The sequence below is a fragment of the Microbacterium sp. 05T445 genome, assembly GCF_056395865.1.
Map to the genome: position 1 here is coordinate 862,616 of NZ_JBFTKJ010000001.1, position 25,866 is coordinate 888,481.

At 70.7% G+C, this 25,866-nt stretch carries 24 protein-coding genes; 9 read left to right on the plus strand and 15 right to left on the minus strand.

Annotated features, from left to right (window positions below; genetic code table 11):
• Window positions 1-58: 58 nt before the first annotated feature.
• The gene (gene pgi, locus AC1DDU_RS04195) at window positions 59-1,741 is read left to right on the plus strand and encodes a glucose-6-phosphate isomerase (protein ID WP_477431417.1); all 1,683 of its coding nucleotides are present in this window, start codon (window positions 59-61) and stop codon (window positions 1,739-1,741) included.
• Between the two features lie 297 nt (window positions 1,742-2,038).
• Here pgi and AC1DDU_RS04200 read toward each other — a convergent pair whose 3' ends face one another.
• Window positions 2,039-4,135, minus strand: coding sequence for a glucose PTS transporter subunit IIA (locus AC1DDU_RS04200; RefSeq protein ID WP_477431419.1), 2,097 nt, complete (start codon window positions 4,133-4,135; stop codon window positions 2,039-2,041).
• A gap of 319 nt (window positions 4,136-4,454) precedes the next feature.
• Here AC1DDU_RS04200 and AC1DDU_RS04205 point away from each other — a divergent pair, with 319 nt between their 5' ends.
• Complete coding sequence (locus tag AC1DDU_RS04205) at window positions 4,455-5,339, plus strand: aggregation-promoting factor C-terminal-like domain-containing protein (RefSeq protein WP_477431421.1); 885 nt, start codon at window positions 4,455-4,457, stop codon at window positions 5,337-5,339.
• 128 nt (window positions 5,340-5,467) lie between these two features.
• Here AC1DDU_RS04205 and AC1DDU_RS04210 read toward each other — a convergent pair whose 3' ends face one another.
• The 4 genes from AC1DDU_RS04210 to AC1DDU_RS04225 all read right to left on the minus strand — a co-directional run bounded on the left by AC1DDU_RS04210 (window position 5,468) and on the right by AC1DDU_RS04225 (window position 8,842).
• A complete protein-coding gene (locus AC1DDU_RS04210) occupies window positions 5,468-6,601 on the minus strand; it encodes a DUF4232 domain-containing protein (protein ID WP_477431423.1) in 1,134 nt (377 codons plus the stop codon).
• A gap of 59 nt (window positions 6,602-6,660) precedes the next feature.
• On the minus strand, window positions 6,661-7,359 hold the full coding sequence (locus AC1DDU_RS04215; RefSeq protein ID WP_477431425.1) for a DUF899 domain-containing protein: 699 nt from the start codon (window positions 7,357-7,359) through the stop codon (window positions 6,661-6,663).
• A 110-nt stretch (window positions 7,360-7,469) separates the two neighbouring features.
• Window positions 7,470-8,285 carry an HAD hydrolase family protein gene (locus AC1DDU_RS04220; RefSeq protein ID WP_477431427.1) on the minus strand — a complete coding sequence of 272 codons (816 nt, stop codon included), beginning with the start codon at window positions 8,283-8,285 and terminating at the stop codon, window positions 7,470-7,472.
• Complete coding sequence (locus AC1DDU_RS04225) at window positions 8,285-8,842, minus strand: 2'-5' RNA ligase family protein (RefSeq protein ID WP_477431429.1); 558 nt, start codon at window positions 8,840-8,842, stop codon at window positions 8,285-8,287. Before AC1DDU_RS04225 ends, AC1DDU_RS04220 begins: the two co-directional genes overlap by 1 nt.
• A 46-nt stretch (window positions 8,843-8,888) precedes the next feature.
• On the opposite strand from AC1DDU_RS04225, the gene AC1DDU_RS04230 reads away from it, so the two are divergent.
• Both AC1DDU_RS04230 and AC1DDU_RS04235 read left to right on the plus strand, forming a co-directional pair.
• Entirely contained in the window at window positions 8,889-9,590 is a 702-nt protein-coding gene (locus tag AC1DDU_RS04230) for an HAD family hydrolase (protein WP_477431431.1), read from the plus strand.
• A gap of 52 nt (window positions 9,591-9,642) precedes the next feature.
• Window positions 9,643-10,332, plus strand: a complete 690-nt coding sequence (locus AC1DDU_RS04235; protein ID WP_477431433.1) for a nucleotidyltransferase domain-containing protein — start codon at window positions 9,643-9,645, stop codon at window positions 10,330-10,332.
• A 220-nt stretch (window positions 10,333-10,552) separates the two neighbouring features.
• Here AC1DDU_RS04235 and AC1DDU_RS04240 read toward each other — a convergent pair whose 3' ends face one another.
• Together AC1DDU_RS04240 and AC1DDU_RS04245 are read right to left on the minus strand one after the other, a co-directional pair.
• A complete protein-coding gene (locus AC1DDU_RS04240; protein ID WP_477431435.1) occupies window positions 10,553-12,166 on the minus strand; it encodes a solute symporter family protein in 1,614 nt (537 codons plus the stop codon).
• On the minus strand, window positions 12,166-12,531 hold the full coding sequence (locus AC1DDU_RS04245) for a DUF485 domain-containing protein (RefSeq protein WP_477431437.1): 366 nt from the start codon (window positions 12,529-12,531) through the stop codon (window positions 12,166-12,168). The genes AC1DDU_RS04240 and AC1DDU_RS04245 overlap by 1 nt, the downstream gene beginning before the upstream one ends.
• Window positions 12,532-12,711: 180 nt before the next feature.
• On the opposite strand from AC1DDU_RS04245, the gene AC1DDU_RS04250 reads away from it, so the two are divergent.
• The 4 genes from AC1DDU_RS04250 to AC1DDU_RS04265 are packed head-to-tail and all read left to right on the plus strand — an operon-like array spanning window position 12,712 to window position 16,641.
• A complete protein-coding gene (locus AC1DDU_RS04250) occupies window positions 12,712-13,956 on the plus strand; it encodes a sensor histidine kinase (RefSeq protein ID WP_477431439.1) in 1,245 nt (414 codons plus the stop codon).
• Complete coding sequence (locus tag AC1DDU_RS04255; RefSeq protein WP_477431441.1) at window positions 13,953-14,696, plus strand: LytR/AlgR family response regulator transcription factor; 744 nt, start codon at window positions 13,953-13,955, stop codon at window positions 14,694-14,696. Before AC1DDU_RS04250 ends, AC1DDU_RS04255 begins: the two co-directional genes overlap by 4 nt.
• Window positions 14,693-15,163, plus strand: a complete 471-nt coding sequence (locus AC1DDU_RS04260) for a DUF485 domain-containing protein (RefSeq protein WP_477431443.1) — start codon at window positions 14,693-14,695, stop codon at window positions 15,161-15,163. Before AC1DDU_RS04255 ends, AC1DDU_RS04260 begins: the two co-directional genes overlap by 4 nt.
• Window positions 15,160-16,641 (plus strand): sodium/solute symporter, encoded by a 1,482-nt coding sequence (locus tag AC1DDU_RS04265; RefSeq protein WP_477431445.1) that lies wholly within the window; start codon window positions 15,160-15,162, stop codon window positions 16,639-16,641. The genes AC1DDU_RS04260 and AC1DDU_RS04265 overlap by 4 nt, the downstream gene beginning before the upstream one ends.
• A 12-nt stretch (window positions 16,642-16,653) precedes the next feature.
• On the opposite strand, the gene AC1DDU_RS04270 is transcribed toward AC1DDU_RS04265, so the two are convergent.
• The gene (locus AC1DDU_RS04270; protein WP_477431447.1) at window positions 16,654-17,049 is read right to left on the minus strand and encodes a VOC family protein; all 396 of its coding nucleotides are present in this window, start codon (window positions 17,047-17,049) and stop codon (window positions 16,654-16,656) included.
• Between the two features lie 4 nt (window positions 17,050-17,053).
• Window positions 17,054-18,853, minus strand: coding sequence for a DUF2207 domain-containing protein (locus tag AC1DDU_RS04275; RefSeq protein ID WP_477431449.1), 1,800 nt, complete (start codon window positions 18,851-18,853; stop codon window positions 17,054-17,056).
• A 42-nt stretch (window positions 18,854-18,895) separates the two neighbouring features.
• Here AC1DDU_RS04275 and AC1DDU_RS04280 point away from each other — a divergent pair, with 42 nt between their 5' ends.
• Window positions 18,896-19,336, plus strand: coding sequence for a MarR family winged helix-turn-helix transcriptional regulator (locus AC1DDU_RS04280; RefSeq protein ID WP_477431451.1), 441 nt, complete (start codon window positions 18,896-18,898; stop codon window positions 19,334-19,336).
• Window positions 19,337-19,345: 9 nt separating this feature from the next.
• Here AC1DDU_RS04280 and AC1DDU_RS04285 read toward each other — a convergent pair whose 3' ends face one another.
• The 6 genes from AC1DDU_RS04285 to AC1DDU_RS04310 are packed head-to-tail and all read right to left on the minus strand — an operon-like array spanning window position 19,346 to window position 25,823.
• Window positions 19,346-20,080, minus strand: coding sequence for an ABC transporter permease (locus AC1DDU_RS04285; protein ID WP_477431453.1), 735 nt, complete (start codon window positions 20,078-20,080; stop codon window positions 19,346-19,348).
• Window positions 20,077-20,928 (minus strand): ABC transporter ATP-binding protein, encoded by an 852-nt coding sequence (locus AC1DDU_RS04290; protein WP_477433417.1) that lies wholly within the window; start codon window positions 20,926-20,928, stop codon window positions 20,077-20,079. The genes AC1DDU_RS04285 and AC1DDU_RS04290 overlap by 4 nt, the downstream gene beginning before the upstream one ends.
• A 35-nt stretch (window positions 20,929-20,963) precedes the next feature.
• On the minus strand, window positions 20,964-21,581 hold the full coding sequence (locus AC1DDU_RS04295) for a TetR/AcrR family transcriptional regulator (RefSeq protein WP_477431455.1): 618 nt from the start codon (window positions 21,579-21,581) through the stop codon (window positions 20,964-20,966).
• A gap of 23 nt (window positions 21,582-21,604) precedes the next feature.
• The gene (locus tag AC1DDU_RS04300; protein ID WP_477431457.1) at window positions 21,605-22,630 is read right to left on the minus strand and encodes a DUF2804 domain-containing protein; all 1,026 of its coding nucleotides are present in this window, start codon (window positions 22,628-22,630) and stop codon (window positions 21,605-21,607) included.
• Entirely contained in the window at window positions 22,627-24,444 is a 1,818-nt protein-coding gene (locus AC1DDU_RS04305; RefSeq protein WP_477431459.1) for a glycoside hydrolase family 2 protein, read from the minus strand. The genes AC1DDU_RS04300 and AC1DDU_RS04305 overlap by 4 nt, the downstream gene beginning before the upstream one ends.
• A complete protein-coding gene (locus tag AC1DDU_RS04310) occupies window positions 24,441-25,823 on the minus strand; it encodes an MFS transporter (protein WP_477431461.1) in 1,383 nt (460 codons plus the stop codon). The genes AC1DDU_RS04305 and AC1DDU_RS04310 overlap by 4 nt, the downstream gene beginning before the upstream one ends.
• Window positions 25,824-25,866: the final 43 nt, after the last annotated feature.

Consider the following 25,866-nt stretch of genomic DNA (forward strand, 5'->3'; position numbering starts at 1 on the left):
AGGCCACCGGTGAGCAATACGAAACCACCGCGCGCATCGTCCCGAGTACGTTAGGGGCGTGACCGCTCCCGTCGATGCCACCGCCACGTCCGCCTGGGCCGAGCTCAGCTCGATCCGCGACTCGTTCGCCCCCGATCTGCGCGACTGGTTCGCGATCGATCCGCGACGCGCCGAACGCCTCAGCTTCGAGCTCGCCGATCTCCATGTCGACCTGTCGAAGAACCTCGTGACCGACGAGATCCTCGCCGCGCTGGTGCGCCTGGCGGAGGAGACCGGCGTCGCCGAGCGGTACGCCGCGATGATCGCGGGCGAGCACATCAACACCACCGAGGACCGCGCGGTGCTGCACACGGCGCTGCGCAGGCCGGCGGGCGCGCAGCCAGCGCTGGTCGTGGACGGCCAGGACGTCGACGCCGACGTGCAGGCGGTGCTGACCGCGATGTCCGCCTTCGCCGACCGCGTGCGCTCGGGTGAGTGGACGGGTGTGACGGGCAAGAAGGTCACCCACATCGTCAACATCGGCATCGGCGGCTCCGACCTCGGCCCGGTGATGATCTCGGCCGCGCTCGAGCCGTATGCCGACGCCGGCATCCAGGCCCGCTTCGTCTCGAACATCGACCCGACCGACCTCGCACAGAAGACGAAGGGCCTCGACCCCGAGACGACCCTGTTCATCGTCGCATCGAAGACCTTCACGACACTCGAGACTCTGACCAACGCGCGCCTCGCGCGCGACTGGCTCTGGGCCGGGCTCACCGCCTCCGGCGCCATCGACGGCAGCGACGAGGCGAGGACGGATGCCGTCGCCCACCACTTCGTCGCCGTGTCGACCGCCCTCGACAAGGTCGCCGCCTTCGGTATCGACACCGACAACGCGTTCGGCTTCTGGGACTGGGTGGGCGGCCGCTACTCGGTCGACTCGGCCATCGGCCTCTCGCTCATGATCGAGCTCGGACCGGACGCCTTCCGCGAGCTGCTCGCCGGCTTCCACGCGGTCGACGAGCACGTGCGCACCACGCCGCTCGAGGCCAACGTGCCGGTGCTGATGGGCCTGCTCAACGTCTGGTACTCGAACTTCCTCGGGGCCCAGTCGCATGCCGTGCTCCCCTACGCCCAGCAGCTGAGCCGCTTCGCCGCGTACCTGCAGCAGCTGACGATGGAGTCCAACGGCAAGTCCGTGCGCTGGGACGGGAGTCCGGTGACGACCGACACCGGCGAGGTGTTCTGGGGCGAGCCCGGCACCAACGGCCAGCACGCGTTCTACCAGCTGATCCACCAGGGCACGCGCCTCATCCCCGCCGACTTCATCGCGTTCGCGAACCCCGCCTACCCGCTGGAGGACGGCGGCCGCGACGTGCACGGCCTGTTCCTGTCGAACTTCCTGGCGCAGACCAAGGCGCTCGCCTTCGGCAAGACCGCCGCAGAGGTCGAGGCCGAGGGCACGACCGGCGCCCTCGTCGCCGCGCGCACGTTCGCCGGCAACAAGCCGACGACCTCGATCTTCGCGCCGGCGCTCACACCCTCGGTGCTGGGCCAGCTCGTCGCGCTGTACGAGCACATCACCTTCACGCAGGGCGTCATCTGGGGCGTGAACTCGTTCGACCAGTGGGGCGTCGAGCTCGGCAAGCAGCTCGCCCTGCAGATCGCACCGGCCATCGAGGGTGACGAGGCGGCGATCGCCGCACAGGATGCCTCCACCCGGGCCCTCCTCGCGTACTACGCCGCGCACCGCAAGGCTTAGCGCGTCGGGTTCGGCGCGTTTCGTCTCGGTCGCTGCGCTCCCTCGCTCAACGACCGAGACCCCTGGGCACTGCCCTCGCTCCCTCGCTCGCTCAGCGACCGAGGCCCAGGCACCGCCCTCCCTCGCTCGCTCAACGACCGAGACCCAGGCACCGCCCTCGCTCGCTCAACGACCGAGACCCAGGCACCGCCCTCGCTCGCTCAACGACCGAGACCATGACCCCGGTCGTTGAGCGAGCGAAGCGAGACGAAACGCCGCGAGCCGACGGCCAGCGTCGGCCCCCGGCATCCGCCCGCTCTACTCCTTCTGCTCGACGGTGATGAGCGAGCCGCCCACGGCGATCTCGCCCTCCAGCACCGGCGACACCTCTCCGAAGTCGTCGGCGTTCAGCACGATGACCGGCGTGATGAGCGGATAGCCCGCCTTCGTGATCACGTCGCGGTCGAACGTCACCAGCGGCGTGCCGAGCTCGACCCGATCGCCGTTCTTGACCTTGACGTCGAACCCCTCACCCTTGAGGTTGACGGTGTCGATGCCGACGTGGATCAGCAGTTCGAGCCCGCCGTCGAGGACGATGCCGAACGCGTGCCCGGTGGGCTGCGCCGCCGCGATCACGCCCGCGCCGGGCGAGAACACGGTGTCGCCGACGGGCTCGATCGCCGCGCCCGGCCCCATGACCCCTCCCGCGAAGACCGGGTCGGGCACCTCCGACAGCGGCACGACCTTGCCCGCCAGCGGGGAGAGCACCTCGATGGCGGCCCGTTCGAGCACCGCGGTGGCCGTCGGCACGGCCGCGGCGGCGGGAGCGGCGTCCGATGCGTCCATCGCCCGCGGCTCGCTCGCCTCGACCGCGGCGGGAGCCACGTGTTCGGCGGCCGCTGCGGCCTCGGCCGCATCGCGGGTCGCCTCGAACTCCGCCTGCTGCTCGGGCGTGCGGAAGTTCGACCAGATGACGAGGAACATCGAGGTGAAGAACGCGAGGCCGATCGCGATCGCGTAGAGCCCGATCGGGTTGAACGCCGGGATCGTCAGCAGCGACGTGAACACGAACGCCTGGGTGGTGACCCCGTCGGGCAGCCCCATGATGAGGCTGCCGATGCCGATCGTGAGACCGCCGACGAAGCAGCCCACGAGCATGCGCGGGTAGATCCGCTTGAACCGCAGATGGATGCCGTACAGCGACGGCTCGGAGATCCCGCCGAGCAGGCCCGCTGCGAGCGCCCCCGTGGCGGTCTGCCGCATCTGGGTGTCGCGGTGGCGCAGCGACAGCACGAGCACGCCGGCGGTCGCGCCGAAGCACGCGAAGTTCCACGCGCCCATCGGGCCCTGGATGAAGTCGTACCCGAGCGTCTGGATGTTCAGCAGCATCACCGCGTTGATCGGCCAGTGCAGGCCGAGCGGCACCATGAACGGGTACGCGAGCGGGATCACGATCGCGAAGATGAACGGCGAGAACTGGTTGATCGCCTTCAGTCCCTCGGCGAGCGCCGCGCCCGCGTACACGCCGATCGGGCCGATGATGAAGGCCGTCAGCGGGATCATGATGAGCATCGCGAAGAACGGCACGAAGATCAGCTGCAGGTTCGCGGTGATGAGCTTGCGCAGCAGCTTGTAGAGCGGGCCGATGACGGCGGCCATGAGCAGCGGCGGGAAGACCTGCGAGCTGTAGTCGAAGATCGTCAGCGGGAAGCCGAAGATCGGCACGATCGTGACCTCGACGCCGAGGAACTTCGTCGGCTCGACCCCTTCGCCCAGCGCGAGGAAGCCCGGCAGCATGAGCACGGCCATGATGCCGAAGCCCACCCACGGGTCGGCGCCGACCTTCTTCGTCGCGTTGTAGGCGACCATCAGCGGCAGGAAGACGAAGATGCACTGCCACATCAGGTTGACGAACGCCCACGACGGCTCCAGCGTCACACCGGGCGCGTTCCAGTCCGGGATGACGCCCAGGGTGGCCAGCAGCGCCATGAACGTGATGAAGAACGAGGCGCCGAGCAGGGCTCCGAGGATCGGGCGGAACGAGTCCGACAGGAACTCGAACAGCGAGTCGATCCAGGCGACCTTGCCGCGCACGCCCTTCGCCCGCTCACGTGCCTTGATCGCGTCGATGTCGTCGTCGGCCGGCGCCGCGGCCCCACCGCCGTCCACCATCTCGGGCAGCGCCATGATGTCGTTGTAGACGTTCTGCACGCCGCCGCCGATCACGATCTGGAACCGCTCGCCGGCCTGGGGTACGGCGCCCATGACTCCCGGGATCGCCTCGACGGTGTTCTGATCGACGCCGGATGCGTCGCGGAGCTGGAATCTGAGCCTGGTCGCACAGTGCGTGAGGCTCTCGATGTTGCCGGCGCCACCGACGGCCCGGACGATGTCTGCTGCAGGCGTTGTGACCATGGATCGCTCCTTCGAGGAATCGTGCACGGCGTCGACGGAGCGCATCGCCGCGCCCGTCGAGCGCTACGCTAGCGGCCCGCCTGCGGCCCCGGGTATACCCGCGCCGGTGCGCGTGTCCGGATGCCGAACCCCGCCGTCGTGAGGGAATCTCCGGCCTGGGATCAGGACTTTCGCGCAGAACCGCTCCCACGGTTCTCGCAGGAAAACACCGGGAGTCGTCCAGAGGCGATGAGGCAGACTCGTGGACTTGTGCGTCCGACCCGAGGGCGCGCAGCGCAGGTTCGCTCCTGCGCGGAAGCTCGAAGGATCTACGTTCGTCATGCACTCAAAAGCCCCGTTCACCCCTGCCCGCCGCCCCCGTCGCCGCTTCTTCGTCCCCGCCGTCGCCGCCGGAGCGGCACTCGGGGTCGCCCTGACCACCGGCCTGACCCTCGCCTCGCCGAGCCTCGCTGCCGCGGCCCCGCTGGCCGCCACCGCCGTCGCGTCGGTCGCCGCGCCCGAGGCCACCGCCGAGACGCTGCGCCAGATCCGCACCCACGCGCAGAGCACGCTGCTGGCCGCCCGCGTCGCGCTGACCGAGGCCGATGCGCTCACCGCCGACATCGCCTCCTCGGGCCTGGACATCGGCGTCGCCGACACCTCGATCGACACGACCGCCCTCGCGAAGGCGACCGAGAACCTCTCGAAGTTCGACGTCGTGCCGATGCTGCTCGTGCCCGCGCTCGCCGACGACACCACCGGCTCGACCACCAAGGTCTCGGCCCGCATCGCCGACCTGCGCGAGCACCTCGACGCCGCGAAGGCGAAGAAGGCCGCCGAGGAGGCGGCCGCCGCCGCCGCGGCGGAGGCCCAGCGCCAGGCCGAGGCGGCCGCCGCCGCCCTCGCCGCCGCGAACACCCCCGAGGGCGCCAAGGCGACCGCACGTCAGATGGCCGCTTCGCAGTACGGCTGGGGCGACGGCCAGTTCTCGTGCCTCGAGTCGCTGTGGAACAAGGAGTCGAGCTGGAACTACCAGGCGTACAACGCCGGCAGCGGTGCCACCGGCATCCCGCAGTCCCTCCCCGGCAACAAGATGGCCAGCGCCGGCGCCGACTGGCAGACCAACGCCGCCACGCAGATCGCGTGGGGCCTGGGCTACATCGCCGGCTCCTACGGCACTCCGTGCGCCGCGTGGGGTCACTCGCAGGCCACCGACTGGTATTGATCCGCAGCGCCTCGCGGCGCTGACGCGGACAGCTGTCCCCACATCCCCTCCACCAGCGCTCGCGCGCTGGCGGAGCCTCCGGGTGCGTGGGCCCCGCCGCACCCCGACCCCGAGGTCGGGGTGCGGCATCACTGCATGACGGGGGCGCTGCCGAGCTGCCAGGCGGTGACCTTGACGGTCGACCCCTCCACGATGTCGAGTTCGATGGGCCAGGAGCCGCGCGGCATGCCGGCGGTCGGGGCCACGTAGACGGTCTTGGTGACCAACGCGCCGTGCGGCGATGCCGCGTCCCACCCCAGGTACATCACCGCGGTGCCTCCCGCCGGGATCTCGATCCGCTGCGGACCCGGGTCCTGCGTCATGAACGACCCGCCCTGCTCGATCGTCACGTCCAGCAGGTGGTCGTTCTGATCGCCGAAGGCGACGTCCGGATACCCCTCGATCACGCAGGGCTCCTCGGAGAAGTTCATCAGCTCGATCGGAAGCCCGCGGTGGCCGGTCGCGGCATCCGGCTCGCCCTTCAGCGGCGTCGCGACATCTGGCGTGCACCAGCCGGGCTCGAAGGTGCCGGATGCCGCAGCCGCGGTGGGCACGGGTTCGCCCTTCGCGTTCGGATCCGGAAGCGCCCCGAAGGTGTTCGCCGCCTCGACCTGCCGCCTGGCCTCGACCTCCGCCGCGATCGCGTCGCTCTGCGCGCGCTCGCCCGCGAGCCCGCTCGCCACGATCGCGACGACGCCGAGCGCGGCGGCAGCGACGAGCCACCCGAAGCGCGGGCGTTCTGGGGTGTCACGCTGCGCGGACCGTACGACCACGAGGCCCGGCATCCATCCGGTCACCAGTCCCCACAGCGCGCCCGCGGCCGCCGTCGCCGAGAACTCGCCGCTGAGCAGTCCGCGTGGCCCGACGATGGCCACGGACTCCCAGGCCAGGGCGATGTCGAACGCGAGGCCGACGGCCGCGCCCGCGGCGACGGCGGCGAACCACGCGCCGACGACGGATGCCGTCGCCTCACGCGTCGTCAGTGCCGTGAACAGCGCGTGGCACACGACGACGGCGAGTGCGCCGAGCACGAGCGCGACGACGGGCCACGGTGCGGGCCAGAGCCTCGCCGCCGGCGGCATCAGGTCGGGGATCGCCGCGCCCAGCTGGGAGGCGCCGCTCGGGATCTGACCGATGGCCAGTCCGATGCCCGCGACGAGGAGCCACAGCGCTCCCGCCACGAGGCTCGATACGAGGATGCGGGTGCGGGAGGGAGCGCTCATCCGCTCCATCATGGCGGATCCGCCGACGCTGCGCTCAGACGGCTCCGCCCCTGCGGAAATCAGCCGTGACCGGGACCGTAGAGCTCGGCGACCTTCTGCGAGGTGAACCATCCGTCGTAGGCGGGGGTCTGCGGCCATCCCTCCGGCGAGTCCTGCCAGTCCTCTCGGCGTCCGTACGGCAGCAGGTCGATGAGCGGGAACGTGTGACTGAGCTGCTCGGTGCCGCGCCCGCTGGTGTGCCACGTGCGATAGACGGTGTCACCGTCGCGGAGGAAGACGTTCACGGCGAATCCACCGCCCGCCGGCGCATCCATGTCGGCCCCGAACGGACTGTCCGCTGTGGAGTACCACTCCATGCGGTTGCCGGTGCGCTCCTTGTACGCGAGGGCTTCGTCGATCGGCCCCTGAGTGACGATCACGAACCGCGCATCGTACGGCTCGAGGAACTCCAGGCGGGTGAACTGCGACGTGTAGCCCGTGCATCCCGGGCAGTGCCACTGCTTCCCCTCGAACCACATGTGGTTGTACACGATGAGCTGCGACCGCCCTTGGAAGAGGTCGGCCAGGCGGACCGGCCCCTCCTCGCCGACGAGGGTGTAATCCGGCAGTTCGACCATGGGCAGGCGCCTGCGCTGCGCCGCGATCGCGTCGAGTTCTCGTGTCGCGGCCTTCTCGCGGACGCGGAGCTCGTCCAGTTCGCGACGCCACGACTCGGCGCCGACGACGGGGGGCAGTGCCTGGGGGGTCGTGCTCGACATCGGAACCTCCGGAGTGCGGACGGATATGTTCACACTGTACACATCGGGTGGGACGCGTCAAGGGGGGCTGCCGCGGATGCCGACGGAGTCGGTCCGTCGCCAGGAGCGCGTCAGCCTCGGGTGACGCCGTGCTCGAGGTCCGACACCAGGCGTTCCAGCACCTGGGCAACGCCCTCCTCCTCGCAGTCGGGCGCGAGGTCATCCGCGATGTCGATCACGGAGGGATGCGCGTTCGCCATCGCGTACGACGTACCCGCCCACTCGAGCATCGGGATGTCGTTGGGCATGTCGCCGAACGCGACGACATCACGCGCGTCCACCCGCATCCGGTCGCAGAGGCTGCGGAGGGCACTGGCCTTCGTCACCCCCGAGGCGCTGATCTCCACCAGCCCCGGGACGGACCAGGTCGCGGTCGCGCGTTCGCCGACGACGATGCTCACCCGCTCGTGGAACTGGTCGACGGGCGCATCCGGATGCCGGACCAGGAGCTTGACCGCGGGCTCCGTCCAGATCTCGGCGAGCGTTCCCCGCGGCACGTCGGGCGAGGGATAGGGATCGACGTAGCCGGAATCCAGGCGGATGCCGTCCACGCACTCGATGGCGAACCGCGCCCCCGGCAGTTCGGCTCTGATCGCCTCGCAGAGGGGGATGCCGACGCTGGCCGCGATCCCGGAGATGTCGATGATCTCCCGCGACCGCACGTCGAAGGTGATCGCACCGTTGGACACGACAGCCGACCCATGACTCCCGACGTGCGGCCACAGGCCGACCATCCATCGCAGCGGCCGGGCGGTGACGAACACCACCGGTACCCCCGCGTCGTCGAGGCGGCGCAGCACGCTCGCGGTGTACGCCCGAAGCTCGGCGCTGCCGCTGGGGACCAGCGTCCCATCGAGGTCGGTCGCGACGAGCATGCGCGGCGGCATCATTGCATCCCAGCTTCGGCGGAGCGGTTCGCCGGTGCGTCGGCCCGGAGCCCGATGAGGCTCAGCGTCGTCGCCGTCTCCTCGTCGAGGCGCACGATCGCGAGGTGGCTCACGACCCGACGCTCCCCCTCCTCGCCCTCGACCGCGGATCCGAGCGTCAGATGCGGACGGTACCCCTCACGCCAGTACGCGGGCTCTTCGGCGACCGCGCCGAGCGGTTCGAGGACGACGACCAACCGCCCGTGGAGTTCGTCGAGGCGCCCAGGGCGCACGAGCAGCACGGGCACGTCACGGTTCGGACCGAACAGGTCGCGACCCTCGAGGTGGACGACGAACGGCGCGTCGAGAGCGACCGTCTCCCGGACCACTCCCTCGACTTCTTCGACCGGGGACGCCGTGACGAAGTTCGCGACGACGGTCACGTGGGCGGGCCACCGCGCTCGGCTGATCGACGCACCCACCTCGAGGGGAGCGAACAGGGCTACGACGACGTAGCGCGACGACTCGCCGCCCTCACCCGCGACCCTTCCCTCGGCAGGCGGCGCAACGGTGGACACGTCCTCATCCAACCACCCCGCGTGGAGGCACTGCCAAGATGACGGTGTGATCCGTACGGCCGCTCGAGCACGAGCTCCCTGGCGTGCCGTCGGCTTCGACCTCGACGGGACCCATTTCGACCACCGCGGAGCCGCCACTGAGGCGGTGACGGGCTTCCTCGCCGAGCTCGGGGGCGAACCCGCTCCGGATGTCGTGCGCGCATGGTTCGACCTGGAAGCCAGGCATTTCGAGGCATGGCGGGCGGGGCGAGTCTCGTTCGCGGACCAGCGAAGGCTGCGCATCAACGACTTCCTCGAGCTGATGGGGATGCCTGTTCCCCGCGATCCCGCCGCGGCGGGCGCCCTCTTCACGCGCTACCTGGTTCGATACCGCCGAGCTTGGCGAGCCTTCGACGACGCTGTGCCGGTCCTGCATCGACTGCGGGCGGAGGGCGCGCGCATCGGTGTGCTCACGAACGGCGATCACGCGCAACAGATCGACAAGCTCACCATGATCGGCATCATGCCTCTCATCGACGTCGTCTGCACGTCGGATGAGATCGGATTCCAGAAACCGGATCGACGCGCGTTTGAGACCCTCGCCGCGCGGCTGGACGTCCCGCCAGCGGAGATCGTGTTCATTGGCGATCACCCCGACCAGGACATCGCCGGAGCACGCACTGCCGGGCTCTCGGCCGGCCTCGTCGACCGCAGCGCCACTCCATGCGCAGGTCTTGCAGCGGCGCTGCGCGTGGCGCATCGCGCGTGAGGACGCCACCTCCGGCCATCATCGCCCAACCGCGAGCTTCTACGATTCGGGCATGGACTACGTCGAACTGTGCAAGAGCTTCATCGAGCAGGAGTTCCCGACCGCGGATATCGCGGTGATCGGAGGCAGCACGGCGCGCGGCACGCGCACGGCATCCAGCGACGTCGACCTCCTCGTCATCGGCGACGGAGTCTTCACGGATGGCCGATCCAGCCTGGCGGCGACGTACTCGTACGGCGGCGAGGTCTTCGAAGTGTTCGCGTACTCCCACGATGCCTACTCGGAGTGGGCACGCAGGGGGATCGAACGACACCGACCGGTCATCGTCCACATGCTCGTCGAAGGCAGGGAGGTAAGAGGAGGAGCTGCGCTCGACGTCATGCGCGATCGATGGAGGGCCCAGCTCGCCGAGGGTCCATCCGTCAGCGAGCACGACCTTGCAGTTCGTCGCTACGCGATCACTGATCTCGTTGATGACCTTCGCGACGCGAGCGACGAGCTGGAGCAGAGCGCCGTGGCGTGGACTCTCTTCGAGAAACTCGGCGAGCTCATGCTGCTTACCGATCGACGCTGGATCGGGACAGGAAAGTACCTCCCGAGGCGTCTGCGCGAGCTGAGCCGCACTCGCACCGAGAAGCTCACGTCACCGCTCCTCCGAGGGGACTTTCGTGCGTTCGCCGACCGCGTCGACGAGGAGTTGATGATGGCCGGCGGCCGGGTCCGCGAGGGCTTCATCCGGTGACGTCCGCTCCCCGATTCTGAGCGTTTGCAATGCGTCGCCGATGAATCACAAAAAGATAACGACAGACCCTTGTCAGCGTTATCTGGCCGTTATAGAGTGCTTGCACGGTAGTTGTTTTGCTGTGGCAGCTACCGGCATGTGATTGCAGGACACTCTTGGTGCAAGGGACAAGGGCCGGTCGGTAGCCTCTCCGACCGGCCCTTACTCTTACCCTGATCCGCTAGTGGCTCACCGCCTTCTCGGCGCCGATGCCGGTGAGCGAGCGCACCTCCATCTCGGACTGCTTCTTCGGGTCCTCGGGGGTCTTGTCGAGCACACTCACGATCCAGCCGAGCAGGAAGGCCAGCGGGATCGAGACGATGCCCGGGTTCGACAGCGGGAACCACGCGAAGTCGATCGCCTCGGTCTTCAGCATCGACGTCTCGGAGCCCGAGACGACCGGCGAGAAGACGATGAGCACGATCGCCGAGATCAGGCCGCCGTACATGCTCCACAGTGCGCCCTTGGTGGTGAAGCGCTTCCAGAAGAGCGAGTACACGATGGTCGGCAGGTTCGCGGATGCCGCGACGGCGAACGCCAGCGCCACCAGGAACGCGACGTTCTGGCCGTTCGCACCGATACCGCCGATGATCGCGACGATGCCGATGATCACCACCGTGCGGCGGGCGACCTTGACCTCTGCGCCCGGCTCCGGCTTGCCCTTCTTCACGACCGACGCGTAGATGTCGTGCGCGAAGGAGGCGGCCGCGGTGATCGTGAGGCCGGCGACGACCGCCAGGATCGTCGCGAACGCGATCGCCGAGATGAGGCCGAGCAGCAGCGGTCCGCCGAGCGAGAACGCGAGCAACGGCGCCGCCGAGTTCGGTCCGCCGGGGGCGGCGGCGATGACCGCTGGTCCGACGAGCGCGGCCGCGCCGTAGCCGAGGACGAGCGTGAAGACGTAGAAGATGCCGATGAGCCAGATGGCCCAGACGACCGACTTGCGCGCCTCCTTGGCCGTCGGCACCGTGTAGAACCGCATCAGCACGTGAGGAAGTGCCGCGGTGCCGAGCACGAGCGCGAGGCCCAGCGAGAGGAAGTCGACCTTCGAGATGTCCGAGACGCCGTACTTCAGGCCGGGGTCGAGGATCGCCGGGTTCTCGGCGACCGCCACGGCCTTGTCGAGCAGCGCGGAGAAGTCGAACCCGTTGAGGGCGAGCACCCACACCGTCATCACGCCGGCGCCCGCGATGAGCAGCACCGCCTTGATGATCTGCACCCACGTGGTGCCCTTCATGCCGCCGATGAGGACGTAGACGATCATCAGCGCGCCGACCACCGTGATGACGACCGCCTGGCCCAGCTGGTCGCCGATGCCGAGCAGCAGCGACACGAGACCGCCGGCGCCCGCCATCTGCGCGAGCAGGTAGAAGAAGCACACGACGAGGGTGGTGGTCGCCGCCGCGATGCGCACCGGGCGCTGCTTGAGACGGAACGACAGCACGTCGGCCATCGTGAACTTGCCGGTGTTGCGCAGCAGTTCGGCGACGAGGAGCAGGGCGACCAGCCACGCGACGAGGAACCCGATGGAGTACAGGAACCCGTCGTAGCCGGTCATCGCGATCGCGCCGACGATGCCGAGGAACGACGCCGCCGACAGGTAGTCGCCCGCGATCGCGGTGCCGTTCTGGCCACCGGTGAACGAACGACCGGCGGCGTAGTAGTCGGCCGCGGTCTTGTTGTTCCGGCTGGCGCGGAACACGATGAACATCGTGACGGCGACGAACGCGCCGAAGATGGCGATGTTGAGCCAGGGCTCGCCGGGCGAGGTGCTGGCCGCTGCGATGTGACGCATCAGCGCGCCCCCTCGTTCTCGAACGCGCCGGTCTCGATCTCGTCGCGGATCTCCTCCGCGAGCGGGTCCAGGCGCTTGTTGGCGTAGTGCACGTACCACGTGGTCACGGCGAAGGTCGTGATGACCTGGGCGATGCCGAGCACCATCGCGATGTTGACGCTGCCGAACACGCGAGTCGACATGAAGTCGTGGGCGTAGCTCGCGAGCAGCACGTAGGCGAAGTACCAGGCGAGGCACACGCCCAGGACCGGGAAGACGAAGCTCCGATGCGTGCGCCGGAGCCGTTGGAACTCTGATGATGCTTGGACCGCGCCGTAGTCGACCTCTGCGAGGTTCGTCGTGGCGCTCGGGGCTTCGTTGCCCATGGCGTCTCTCCTTCGAGGGGGGTCGGCGAGGCCATCGACCACGCCGCTGCGTTGACAGTGCGACCATGCTCGTCTTGCGCGGACCACGCCGGGGGCCGTCGCCGCTCGTCGTCGGTGAACGGCATCCACGGTGCGACGAACGGCGGATCGGCTCCGACGAACGACGGCTACGCTGGCCGCATGCCCGAGTCGATGATGCTCGCCGCTGCCGCCGGCGTCCTCGCCGGGGCACTCGCGGTCGGCGTGATCATCCTGCTCCGCCGCGTCGTGGTGACCTCGAAAGACCTCGGCACCGACGTCGAACAGGCGACGTACCAGACCCTCCATCTCGCGAGCCGCGCCGCCAAGCACCTGCGCGGCGGCATCGCCGAGGGCGACGCGACCCGCGCCGGGCGGCACCTGCGCGCCCTCCTCGGCTGCGAGACGCTCGCGTTGGTCGATCCGTCCGGTCACGTGACGGTCGAGGGCGACGACGCCGTGCGCGAGGTCGCCGGGCGACTCGCCGCCGAGACACGCGCCTCTGGCCGGGCGCAGATGCAGCGACGCATCCGGATCGGAGAGCGGGAGACGGATGCCGTCGCCGCACCGATCCTCGCTGGTGGTGCGCCCGCCGGGGCGATCGTCGCGTTCGCCCCGCGTGCCCGGGCGGGTCTGGTGCGCGCGACGGGCGAGGTCGCGGACTGGGTCGCCGCGCAGGTCGAGCTGGGCGAGCTGGACGCCTCGAGGGCGGCGCTCGCCGAGGCCGAGGTGCGGGCGCTGCGGGCGCAGATCAGCCCGCACTTCATCTACAACTCGCTGAACGCGATCGCCTCGTTCATCAACACCGATCCCGCGAAGGCGCGCGAGTTGGTGCTCGAGTTCGCGGACTTCACGCGGTACTCCTTCCGCCGGCACGGCGACTTCACCACGGTGGCCGAGGAGCTGCGCTCGATCGACAGCTACCTGAGGCTCGAGCGCGCCCGCTTCGGCGACCGCCTGAGGGTGACGCTGCAGGTCGCTCCGGAGGTGCTCTCGACGGTGGTGCCGTTCCTGTCCATCCAGCCGCTCGTCGAGAACGCGGTGCGGCACGGGCTCGAAGGCAAGGAAGGCGGCGGGCGCATCACGATCGAGGCGTCCGACCAGGGCGCGTTCGCCGAGATCAGCGTCGAGGACGACGGCGTCGGCATCGACCCGGCCGTCCTGGAACGCGCGCTCGCGGGCGGTGCTCCCGGCGAGCACGTCGGCCTGCGCAACGTCGACGCGCGCCTGCGGCAGGTCTACGGAGACGAGCACGGGCTCGTCATCGAGACGAACGTCGGCGCGGGCACGCTGGTGCGGATGCGCGTGCCGAAGTCGCAGCCCGGGCGGGCGGCGGCATCCACCGGTCCCTCCCGCGTGACGGCACCTGACCGCCCGGGCGACCTCGAAGGGAGGCGGGAACCGTGATCTCCGTGCTCATCGCCGACGACGAGCAGCCCGCGATCGACGAGCTCGCGTTCCTGCTCGGCCAGGATCCCCGGATCGGGGTCATCCACCAGGCGGCCTCGGGAGCCGAGGCGATCCGGCTGCTCACCCGCGAGAGCGTCGACGCCGCGTTCCTCGACATCCACATGCCCGGTCTCAACGGCTTCGACCTCGCCCGTGCCCTGCAGCGGTTCGAGCACCGTCCGGCTCTCGTGTTCGTGACCGCCGACGAGGAGAGCGCGCTCGAGGCCTTCGACCTCGCGGCGGTGGACTACCTGCTCAAGCCGGTGCGCACCGAACGCCTGCAGCGCTCGATCACGCGGGTCGTCGAGGCGCTGAAGGCGCAGGCAGCACCCGCGACGGATGCCGCGGCATCCGCTCGTCCCGAGATGATCGCGGTCACCCTCGGCGGCACCACGCGCATGATCCGTCGCGACGAGGTGCGCTACGTGCAGGCGCAGGGCGACTACGCGCGGCTGCACACCGAGGAGGCGAGCTACCTCGTGCGGGTGCCGATGTCGGACCTCGAGCGGCAGTGGTCCGACGCGTTCGTGCGCATCCACCGCTCGTACCTCGTCGCGATCCCGCACCTGACCCGGCTGCGGCTGGGCGGGGACCACCCGAGCGTCACGGTCGGCGGGGCCGAGCTGCCCGTCAGCCGGCGGCTGCTCCCCGCGCTGCGCGAGCGCCTCGAGTCCACGACGATCCGGCCGCGGCCATGACCCCGGAACCGTCGAGCGCGGACGGACCGTCGTCAGGCGACGAGGTGCCGGAGCGCGCGGACGAGCGGCGGGAGGAGACGGATGCCGGCCCCCGGCGCCCAGCCCAGCGCGTGCGTGTCACCGCACCGCGCGCCGGTTCGCCGGCGGCATCCGCCCGCCCCATCGCGGCGCGCTCGGCCGACCAGCCGACGAGCGACATCGCGGGGGTGTACGTGCGGTCGCTGATCCGATCGCAGCTGCGGCTGGGGGTCGTGTTCGCGGTGGGGTTCGCGGGGGCCACGGCCCTGTTCGTCCTCGCGATCGCGCTGGTGCCCGCACTCGACGAGACCTTCGTGGCCGGGGTGCCGCTGTCGTGGCTGCTGCTCGGGGTGGGCGTCTATCCCCTCGCGATCACGGTCGGCGCGCTCTACGTGCGCGCGGCGGCGCGCAACGAGTCGCGGTACCGGTCACTGACGGAGGACGAGTGAACCCGGTCGTCGGCTATGTCGCGATCGCCGCGGTGGCGGTCGTGTCGGCGCTCATCGGGTTCTACGGGCTGCGGGTGTCGCGCACGACGAGCGACTTCTACGTCGCGAGCCGCACGGTGCGGCCGTGGTGGAACGCGTCCGCGATCGGCGGCGAGTACCTGTCGGCGGCGTCGTTCCTCGGCATCGCCGGCCTCATCCTCCTCACCGGCTCGTCGGCGCTGTGGTTCCCGATCGGCTACACGGCGGGCTACCTCATGCTGCTGCTGTTCGTGGCGGCGCCGCTGCGCCGCTCGGGCGCGTACACGATCCCCGACTTCACCGAGGCACGACTGGATTCGGCGTGGGCGCGGCGCGTCACGAGCACGCTCGTCATCGTGATCGGCTGGTTCTACATCGTGCCCCAGCTGCAGGGCGCGGCGCTCACCGTGCGGATCACGACCGGGCTGCCGGCCTGGGTGGGCTCGGTCGCGGTCGCCGTCCTCGTCGCGGTCATCGTCGCCGCCGGCGGCATGCGCTCGATCACGTTCGTCCAGGCGTTCCAGTTCTGGCTCAAGCTCACGGCACTGGCCATCCCCGTGGTCGCGATCCTGCTCCTGGTCGGCGATGTGCAGCCCGCGCTGCCGCCGATCGAGGCGTTCCCGCCCAGCGCCGGTCCCGGCGAGCTCGAGGTCTACCGCACCGTGTCGCTCATGGTCGCGCTGCTGCTGGGCACGCTCGGGCTCCCCCACGTCCTGGTGCGCTTCTACACGAACCCCGACGGGGTCGCCGCGCGACGCACGACCGTCATCGTGCTCGTCCTGCTGTCGGTGTTCTACCTGTTCCCCACCGCCTTCGGGTTGCTCGGCCGGACGTTCGCGCCGGATCTCGCCGCCTCCGGCGACGCCGACGCGCTCGTGCTGCTGCTGCCGGACCGGCTCATCGCCGGCCCGCTCGGCGACGTGCTGACGGCGCTGGTCATCGCGGGTGCCTTCGCCGCCTTCCTCTCGACGTCGTCGGGCCTGGTCGTGTCGCTGGCCGGCGTGATCAGCCAGGACCTGCTGGGAGGCAGCGTCCGCGGATTCCGCATCGCGGCGGTGCTGTCGTCGCTCGTGCCGCTGATCGTGGCGCTGGCCACCGAGCCCGCGGGCCTTGCCGGCAGCGTCGGGCTCGTGTTCGCGTTCACCGCGTCGACCCTCTGCCCGGTGCTGCTCCTCGGCATCTGGTGGCGCGGCCTCACGGCGCGCGGCGCGATCGCCGGCATGCTGACCGGCGCGGTGCTGTCGGGCGTCGCGATCCTCGGCGGCGGCGTCGTCTCGGCCGGGCTGCCGGCGCTGCGCCCGTTCCTCGAGCAGCCGGCGGCCTGGACGGTGCCGCTCGCGGTGCTCGTGACGGTGCTCGTCTCGCGCGGCGATCGCCGCGGCATCCCGCGCGGCACCGACCGCTTCCTCACGCGCCTGCACGTGCCGGAGGCGGCGCCGCGTCCGGATGCCGACCGCTGAGGGCCGGCGCCGTCACACCGGATCCGCGACGATCTCCACCTTGAACCCGGCGGCGTTCTCGAGCCACCCGGCGTAGTGCTCGGGGCCGCCCGCGTGCGGATAGCGGTCGTGGTACAGCGGGTGCCAGCCGTGCGCGGGCGCGTCGCTCATGATCGCATCGACCGCCGCCCGCGCCCCCGCACGGAAGGCGAGATGGTTCAGTCCCGGGACCCGTCGGTCGTGCGGGGCCGACGACAGGTTCGGCGAACCCGTCAGCACCAGGTACGCGCCATCCCAGCCCCACGACTGGCCGCCGCCAGCCCATTCGTCGTGGAGCGTGAGGCCCACACGTGTGAGCAGCCACGTCCACTCGTCGCGGACGCCGTCGAGGTCGGCGATCCAGAGCTCGATGTGGTGGAGTCCCGGCATCCGGCTACACCCCGCCCCCGCCGCCACCGCCGCCTCCGCCGCCGGCTGACCCGCCGCCCGACGAGCCGCCCGAGGACGACGACGAGGATGCCGACGCCGACAGGTTGGAGATTCCCGCCGAGAACGCGGCCGCGTTGAAGCCGGAGGTGCCGGCATACCAGACCGGCGAGTTGCCGTCGCCGTAGAGCACCGCGAGCTCCTGCGACCACTGCTTCTCCTGGCCGAACACCACGGCGTACGGCAGCAGCTTCTCGTACAGCTTGAGCTTGACCCGCGGGTCGGAGACGTCGACGCGCACCCGCTCCGCGCCCTGCGGGGACTGCAGCATGCGGATGCGGTCGGCCTCGGCCCACTCGATGAACACCTTCAGCCCGGCGAGGTGGTCGCGCACCTCCGCGCCGGCCGCGGTGAGCGGCTTGCGGGCGACCATGCCCGCCACCAGGATCACCACGAGCACCGCCGCGATCATGAGCAGGATCGGCACCCACGCGGTCACGAACCCGGCGAGCGCCGCGAACCCGAACACGACGACGAGGCCCGCCGCCACGATCGCGAGCGCCACCGGCCACACCCGCGGCCCGAGCGGCACCTTGCGCCGCAGCCCGCGGGTCACGAGCTCCGCGGCGGCCGCCGTCAGCACCTTGTGCGCCGTCGACGAGAACCGCGTGTCGGTGCGCCCGAACTCGAACTCCTCGCCCGGCACGCCGTTGGGGAAGAGGCCGGGAAGCAGCATCCGTCCGTCGCCGTCGGCCCGCGACGGATCGACGAGCACCGCTTTCAGTCGCGTCCCGCCGAACATCTTGGGCGGGCCCTCTTCGATGCGGATGCTGCCGACCACGGCCTGCTCGAGCACCTCGGCGGGGATCGCCTTGGTCGTGCGATCCAGCAGCACGGCGCTCTCGAGCGCGTCGATCTCGCGCGGCGGCGTGTATTCGGCGATGATGACCGGCCGGCCCGGCTCGTCGCGCAGGTGCCTCGAGCGGGTGATGCCCGCGAGCAGGACCGCGCCGCCGAGGCCCAGCAGCGCGACGCCCGCCTGCAGCCATCCCCACGGCGAGGCCAGGTAGTCCGGGTCGAACTCGGCGAACGTGTCGGGCTGGAACCCGATCGCGATCGTCATGGTCTGGTACGGCTGCACGTCGGTGACGGATGCCTCCACCGCCCCGTCGACGTCGGAGATGGCGCACGTCCCCGTGTCGCCCTCGTACCCGACGTAGCAGGCCTGCGCACCGGTGCGGGCGGCATCCAGCTCGTCCGTCATCGTCACCCGCGCGGTGATGCGCCCGAACGGCTGCGGCCAGGCGGTGCCGTTGACGTCCCAGTAGAACTCGTCGGCGGCCGTGTCGGCGAAGTGCCGCGTGACGTTCTCGAGCGTGTAGGTGAAGACGTACGTCTGGCGGCCGTGCACGAACTCGTCCGCGCGCGAGGTCATCGTGAAGAAGCCGTCGTCGGACTCCGTCTCGGCCTCTCGCGCCGCGCCGTTCTCGTCGGTGATCGACACGAGCTGCGGGTTCAGCGGCGCGCCCTGGTACGTGTCGGGGATGGAGTGGCGCATGCCGCGGTTCTGGTCGATGTCGGGGAAGACCGCCACGAACGTCTCGACCACCGTGAGGGTGCTGGTGCCGTCGTCGGCACGGCCGAGCTGATACTCCACGTCGAGACTCTCGAACGAGAAGTCGTCGACGTCGGCGTGCGCCGGCGGGGCGATCCCGAGCACCAGCAGCAGTCCCGCGAACACCGCGAGCAGCACGCCCGCCACCCCGAGGCGGCGCCCGCGCGGCGACGCGACGGCAGTTGTGAACATGGGGCCAGCCTACGGTCCGCGCCAGGCTCTACTCTTGACGCTATGACTGATCGCCGCCTCGCCATCGACGCGTGGGAGAGCCTCTTCCGCGCGCAGCACGAGGTCTTCGGCGACATCAACGAGGACTTCGACGAAGAGACCCTCAACCAGGCCGAGTACGACGTGCTGCTCACCGTCACCCGCGGCGTCGACATGACTGCACGCCTGCGCGATGTGACCGCCAACATGCTCATCAGCCAGCCGAGCGTGTCGCGGCTGGTCGACCGCATGGTCGCCCGCGGACTGCTGACGAAGTGCGCCGACCCCGACGACGGGCGCGGATCGCTCGTGCACGCGACGGATGCCGGAGCCTCGCTGTTCCGCCGCATCGCCAGCGCGCACGGGAGGGCGATCGCCGAGCGGATGTCGCTGCTCTCCGACGACGAGCTCGCGCAGCTGCGCGACCTCACGGCGAAGCTGCGCAAGAAGCAGCCGACCTGCTGAGCCCCTCGGCTACGGCGTGCGCCGCCGCAGCGTCAGCGACGCGAGGATGAGCGCGCCGACCGCGAAGGCCACGACCACCAGGAGCGGCCCGAACACGTCCCACCCTTCGTCGCCCGCCGTGACGGCGTTGATGGTGTCGATGGCGTAGCTCAGCGGCAGGATCTTCGAGATCTGGTAGAGGGCGTCGGGCATGTCTTCGCGGGGCATGAACAGGCCGCCGAGGATGATCTGCGGGAACACGATCAGCGGCATGAACTGCACCGCCTGGAACTCGGTGCGCGCGAACGCGCTCGCCAGCAGCCCCAGTGCGGTGCCGAGGATGGCGTCGACCACGGCGACCAGCCCCAGCTGCCAGATCGGCCCGTCGACCTGCAGACCGCACACCCACACCGCGAAGGTCACCGTGATGACCGCCTGCAGCGTCGCCATCAGCCCGAAGGCGAGTCCGTAGCCGACGATGAAGTCGGCCTTGGCGACGGGCGTCGTCATGAGCCGTTCGAGGGTTCCCGATCGACGCTCGCGGAGCGTCGTGATCGAGGTGATGAGGAACATCACGATGAAGGGGAACAGCGCGAGGATCGGGCCGCCGAACTGGTCGAACACGCCCTCCTGGTCGCTGAACAGCCAGGCGAACAGGCCGACGAGGAGGCTCGGGGCCACCAGCATCAGCACGATCGACCGCGGGTCGTGGCTGAGCTGACGCAGCACGCGACCCGCCGTCGCGAAGGTGCGCACGCCGTTCACGAGCCGCTCCCCTCGTCGTCGTCGTGCGCATGGGACTCGCCGGTCTGCGCCTCCCGCAGTTCGCGCCGGGTGAGCGGGTGATCGGCCCCGGCGGCGTCGGTACCCGCGCCGGCGGCGCGCCCGACGCGGACGTCGTTCTCGATGATCGCCAGGAACGCGGCATCCGGATCGGTCGTGCCGGTGTCGGCGAGCAGGCGCTCGTGGGTCGTGTCGGCGACGATCCGCCCCGCCCGCATCAGGATGAGCCGGTCGCAGCGCAGCGCCTCGTCCATGACGTGGCTGGAGACCACGAGCGTCGAGCCGCGTTCGGCGAGGCTGCGGAAGACTCCCCACAGCTCCGCACGCAGCAGCGGGTCGAGGCCGACGGTGGGCTCGTCGAGCACGAGCAGCTCGGGGGTCCCGAGCATCGCCACCGCGAGCGACACCCGCGACTCCTGGCCGCCGCTGAGCGAGTCGATGGTCTGGTCGCGCTGGTCGGCGAGCCCCACCTCCTCGATGACGCGGTCGACGTCGCTGCGGGGTGCGCCCAGCAGTCGAGCGAAGTAGCGCAGGTTCTGCCGGATGGTGAGGTCGCCGTAGACAGAGGCGGCCTGCGTGTCGTACGAGACGCGGAGGCGAAGCGCACGTGAACCGGCCGGTTCACCGAGCACCGTGACGGTTCCTCCTGCGACCTTCTGCACGCCGACGATCGAACGCATCAGCGTCGTCTTGCCGCAGCCGGACGGCCCGAGCAGGCCCGTGATCTGGCCGCGGGGGATGTCGAGATCGAGGCTCTCGAACACCTCGGTCTTGCCGCGCCGGACATGGAGTCCGCGGATGCTGACGGCATCCGTCGCCGCATTATTCATCACGTGATGAATAGTGCGCCCGGATCCGCCCCGCGTCAAGCGATGTCGTCGAACAGATACCGCTGCACGGTGGGTGCGAGATGGCGGACCAGTTCGTCGACGGATGCCTCGGCCATCGCGGGCAGCCGCAGCACGTACCGGGTGATCAGCAGCCCCGCCATCTGCGATGCCACGAGCGCCGCCCGCAGGTCGGCGTCGGGGCGGTCGAGGGACCGCGCGATGCGCCCGAGCAGCTCCCTCGAGAGGAACCCCGCCAGCAGCGGCGTCGTGAGCCGGTTGCCCAGCGCCGTGCGGAACAGCACGACGCCCCGGCGCCGCACGTCGGGCTGCTCCCACGCGTCCAGCACGTAGCGCACGATGCGTTCGCCGACGGCCTCGCGCGGCCCGGCGAGGATCTCGGGAAGGGCGAGATCGGGGCGCATCGGCGCCCCGATGCTCTCGCCGAACAGGTCGGCCTTCGTGCCGAAGTAGTGGTGCACCAGAGCGGAGTCGACGCCGGCACGCGCCGCGATGCCGCGCACGGTGGCGCCGTCGTAGCCGAGGTCGCCGAACTCGTCGATCGCGGCCGCGAGGATGCGGTCGCGCGCGTCGGACTGACCGGCGCGCGGGCGTCCGCGGCGCCGCTTCGGCGTCGGCACGACATACTCCGCCACGGCCACAGCCTACGTCGGCACCGTCACCAGCGGTTGTGGACCTCTTCCGCCCACCCGAGGATCCCGTCGAACGCGACGGCCTCGCCGCCGGGGGGCGTGAAGGTTCCCGACCAGTGGCCGAAGCACTGGTCGGTGCGCGAGGCGACCACCCCGAGGTTCGTGCGCGTGACCTTGTCGAAGAACGGGAAGAAGGATGCCTCCAGCCCGCCGCCCGCGACCCGCCACGGCCGCCGCCAGTCGGCGATGTCGTACTCCCACGTCAGCTCGTCGTGGATCTTGTGGAGCCGCCCGTCCACGAAGAAGGCGTTCTCGGTGGAGCCGGTGCCCTCCGTCCACTTCCCGCCGACCTGGATGCCGATGGTCCGGCCGTCGGAGATCCCGGAGCCCGCTCCCCAGTTCCACCGGATGTCGTAGGGCCAGCGTCCTCGACCGTGGTCGAGCACCGCCCACGACCGGCCCGCGGGCACGTCGTAGGTGACCCCCTCGACCGTGACCGATCCGGTCGCGGGGCGGGCGACATCCTTCACGGTGTACTGGAACCGTGTGCTGCTCCACGGCACCACGACCGCCAGACGCTCATGCCCCGCGGGGAGGGCCGCGACGACGTCGAACGAGGCATCCGGGATCCGCGCCTGCAGCCGCGTGCCGGGTACGGCGTCCGGGCTCACCGAGGGGTCGATGTCGATCTCGAGGTCCTTCGCACGCGCACGCGCGTGGCCATCGGGCCCGACGCCCCTGCTGAGGCTCGCCGCGAGCTCGACGCCCCGCGAAGGCAGCACCGTCGCGCCCTTGCCCCACGTCCGTTCGGTGGCCCGGTCGAACACCCACACCTCGTGCACGGCGGCGTAGTCGATCGACGACACCGTCAGGCCGAGGATGTGCGTCGGCGTCGTGACGTTCCAGTACTCCCATCGCTTGTTTCGACCGGCACCGCGGCCGATGCCCGACGTGTCGACGATGGGCTGGCGCGCCCACCCGATCGCGTCGGGATTCACCCGCCCGTTCGACAGGGTCAGTGATACCGGGGCGGTCAGCTCGCGCTCGGTCATTCGGAGTCCTCCCGTGGGGATCGGGCCGCTGCCCGCACCCGGTCGTTGATCGCCCGCATGACAGCTTCGGGCACCTTGACGTACCGCCGGTCGTAGGTCACGAGACCATTGACCTCCTCTTCGACGTCGGCCAGCTGCGTGTAGACGGTGGCTGCGAGGCCCCGCCGCACGGCGGGCACGATCTCGCGGTCGTGCAGGCGTTCGAGCGCCGCGACCAGCTGGTCGCGGGTGCGGTACTTCTTGTACCCGAACGACGTCGGGCTCCACGTGTGCGACGGCACCGCGAGGCTGTAGCCGCCGTACTCGGTGAGCGCGAGCACGCGGCGGTCGGCGCCGCGCGGCGCCTTCACCGGGCGGAAGTAGATGTGCAGGCTCCGCAGGTCGCCGGCGCCCTGGTCGTGCCACCCGCTCGCGTGGTCGACGGGGCGCGTCGGGTCGAGGGCGCGCACGACGCCGGCGATGCGGGCCGCGTCGAACTGGCCCCACCCCTCGTTGAACGGCACCCACAGCGAGATCGACGGCACGCCGCCCAGGTGCGCGACCATGTCGCGCAGCTCGGCCTCGAACTGCGCGCGACCGGCGGCGTCGGCGCGCCCGAACCGGGCGTGCTTGCGGTCGTCGAGCGTCGGCGACGCGATCGCGGGGGCCGACACCACGAGCGGGTTGTACGCCGTCCCGCCGCTGACCGCGTCCTGCCACACCAGCATGCCCAGGCGGTCGCAGTGGTGGTACCACCGGAGGGGTTCGACCTTGATGTGCTTGCGCAGCATCGTGAAGCCCATGCGCTTGGCGAGCCGGATGTCGTACTCCAGCGCCGCGTCGGACGGCGCGGTGTAGCCGCCGTCGGGCCAGTACCCCTGGTCGAGAAGGCCCACAGGCAGGTGGGGCTCGCCGTTGAGCAGAAGCCGAGGGAAACCGCGGTCGTCGACCCCGACGCCGAAGGAGCGCATGCCGACGTAGGACTCCACCCGGTCGTCGCCGAGCGTGACCGTGACGTCGTAGAGGAACGGGTCGTCGGGGCTCCAAGGCCTGACCGGTCCGTCGAGCGCCACCGCGGTGGCCTCTCCGACCGGGATGTCGACGGATGCCGCGACCCGCCCGTCACCGCGCACCTCGACGTGCGCACGGTCGGCGCCGGTCGCGTGCGCGGCGGCGACGGTCACCACGACCGTTCCCGCCGCGAGATCCGGCGCCAGCAGGAGGGCGTCCACGGCCACGCGCGGCACGATCTCGAGCCACACCGTCTGCCAGATCCCCGACTGCGGGGTGTACCAGATGCCTCCGGGACGGCCGGACTGCTTGCCGCGCGCGAGCCACGAGGCATCCGTCACATCGCGCACCGCGACGACGAGGTCGTGCGCGGTCCCGGCGGCGAGCGCGGCGGTGATGTCGAGCGCGAACGGCAGGTAGCCGCCGGTGTGGCCGCCCACCTCGACGCCGTCGACCGCGACGCGACAGGACTGGTCGACCGCGCCGAAATGCAGGATCGCCCGCTCGCCGTCGCGCAGCGGCCGCGGCAGCGCGAAGCCGCGGCGGTACCAGAGCGTCTGGTCGGCCCGCAGCGTGCGCCCGACCCCCGACAGCGTGGTCTCGGGCGAGAACGGCACGACGATGCGCCCGTCCCAGTCGGCGGGGGCGGTGGCAGGGTCGGCGACCGCGAGCGGATCGGCGACCTGTCCCGCGAAGGGCGCGATCGCGTAGTCCCACCGGCCGTTGAGGTTGACCCAGTCGCCTCGCACCAACTGCGGCCGGGGATACTCGGGCAGCGGCGCGTCGGGGTCGAGCGTCTCGGCCCAGGGCGTGAGGAGGGTCATGCCTGCTCCTCCGCCACGGGGGTGCGTGTCGCGTCCCGTCGATCGACGCGCTGCAGCAGCGTCACCGGGATCACCACGAGCACCGCGACGGTAGCGGCGGCGGGGAAGATCCAGGGCGTCGGCACCTGCTTCACGACCCCGAGGTCGATGTACGTCTCGGCGGCGCCGACGATCACGGCGGCGCCGAGGAACGGGCCGACGACCATCGGGATGAGCACCGCGGCGATCATGCGCAGACCCTGCACCACGCCGACGCGGTCGGTCGGGGTCGCGTCCCGCACGCTCGCCGAGATCGCGGCGACCGACAGCATGAACCCGCCCATCATGACCGTGCCGGCGACGATCACCGCGAGCATGTCGCGCACGAAGAACATGGCGACCAGGCCCACCACGAGGATCGCGGTCGCCGGGACGATCGCCCGCACCTTGCCCACGCGGTCGATCACGCGACCGCCCAGCACGCTGGCGACCGAGGCGAGGATGAGCACGCTCGCCAGCACGATCGCGTAGCCGTCGATCCGCAGATAGCGCTGGATGTAGATGATGAGGTACGGGATGAACACCTGCGTGCTCGTGCCCACCACGGCGTACGCCAAGAGCAGCAGGTACAGCCGTGGATTGGCGCGGATCGTGCTGGGGCGCAGGCCGTGCACGACGGAGGCGAGATACGCGCCGGATGCCGACTCGATGCGTTCCGGGTCGCGCACCAGGAACCAGGCGAGCACGCCCACCGCGGCCGTCACGAGGCCGACGATCCCGAAGAACAGGGTCCACTGCCCCGCCTGCGTCAGGCCGTCGAGAGCGCCGAAGACCACGAGCATGCCGATGAGCGGCATGATCGCCAGCACCCCGTCGACGCGGCCGCGGTTCGCCGGCGTCGTCGACTCGGTCACCCAGGCGTTGAACGCCGCGTCGTTGGCGCCGGAGCCGAAGAACGACATGACGCAGTCCAGCGCGACGATCGCCACGACCGCGGTGCCGACGGCGAGCGCGGCATCCGCTCCCGCCGCAGGCTGCACGAAGCCGAAGGTCGCCGTCGTCAGTCCCCACAGCACGTAGCCCACGGCGATGAAGGGGCGTCGTGTGCGCGCACGGTCCGACCAGGCGCCCACGAGCATCGTGGCCAGCGTCGCAGCGACGGCGGATGCCGCGACCAGCGTCGCGATCACCGTCGGGTCGGAGGTGATCGTGTCGTACACGAACACGTTGAGGTACATGTTCTCGACGGTCCAGGCGAGCTGGCCGACGAGGCCGAGCACGACGACGGTCACCCAGGTGCGCCCGGGGAGCGGCGCGAGCCGCCGAGGGCGTTCCGGGCGCGAGGGAGCGGGCGCGGGGTGGCGAGGCGCAGGCGCAGGCGCGGAGAGGTCTTCGGGCATCGGCATCCTTGCTGACGGTCCGGGGGCGGGTGGTTCGATCCTA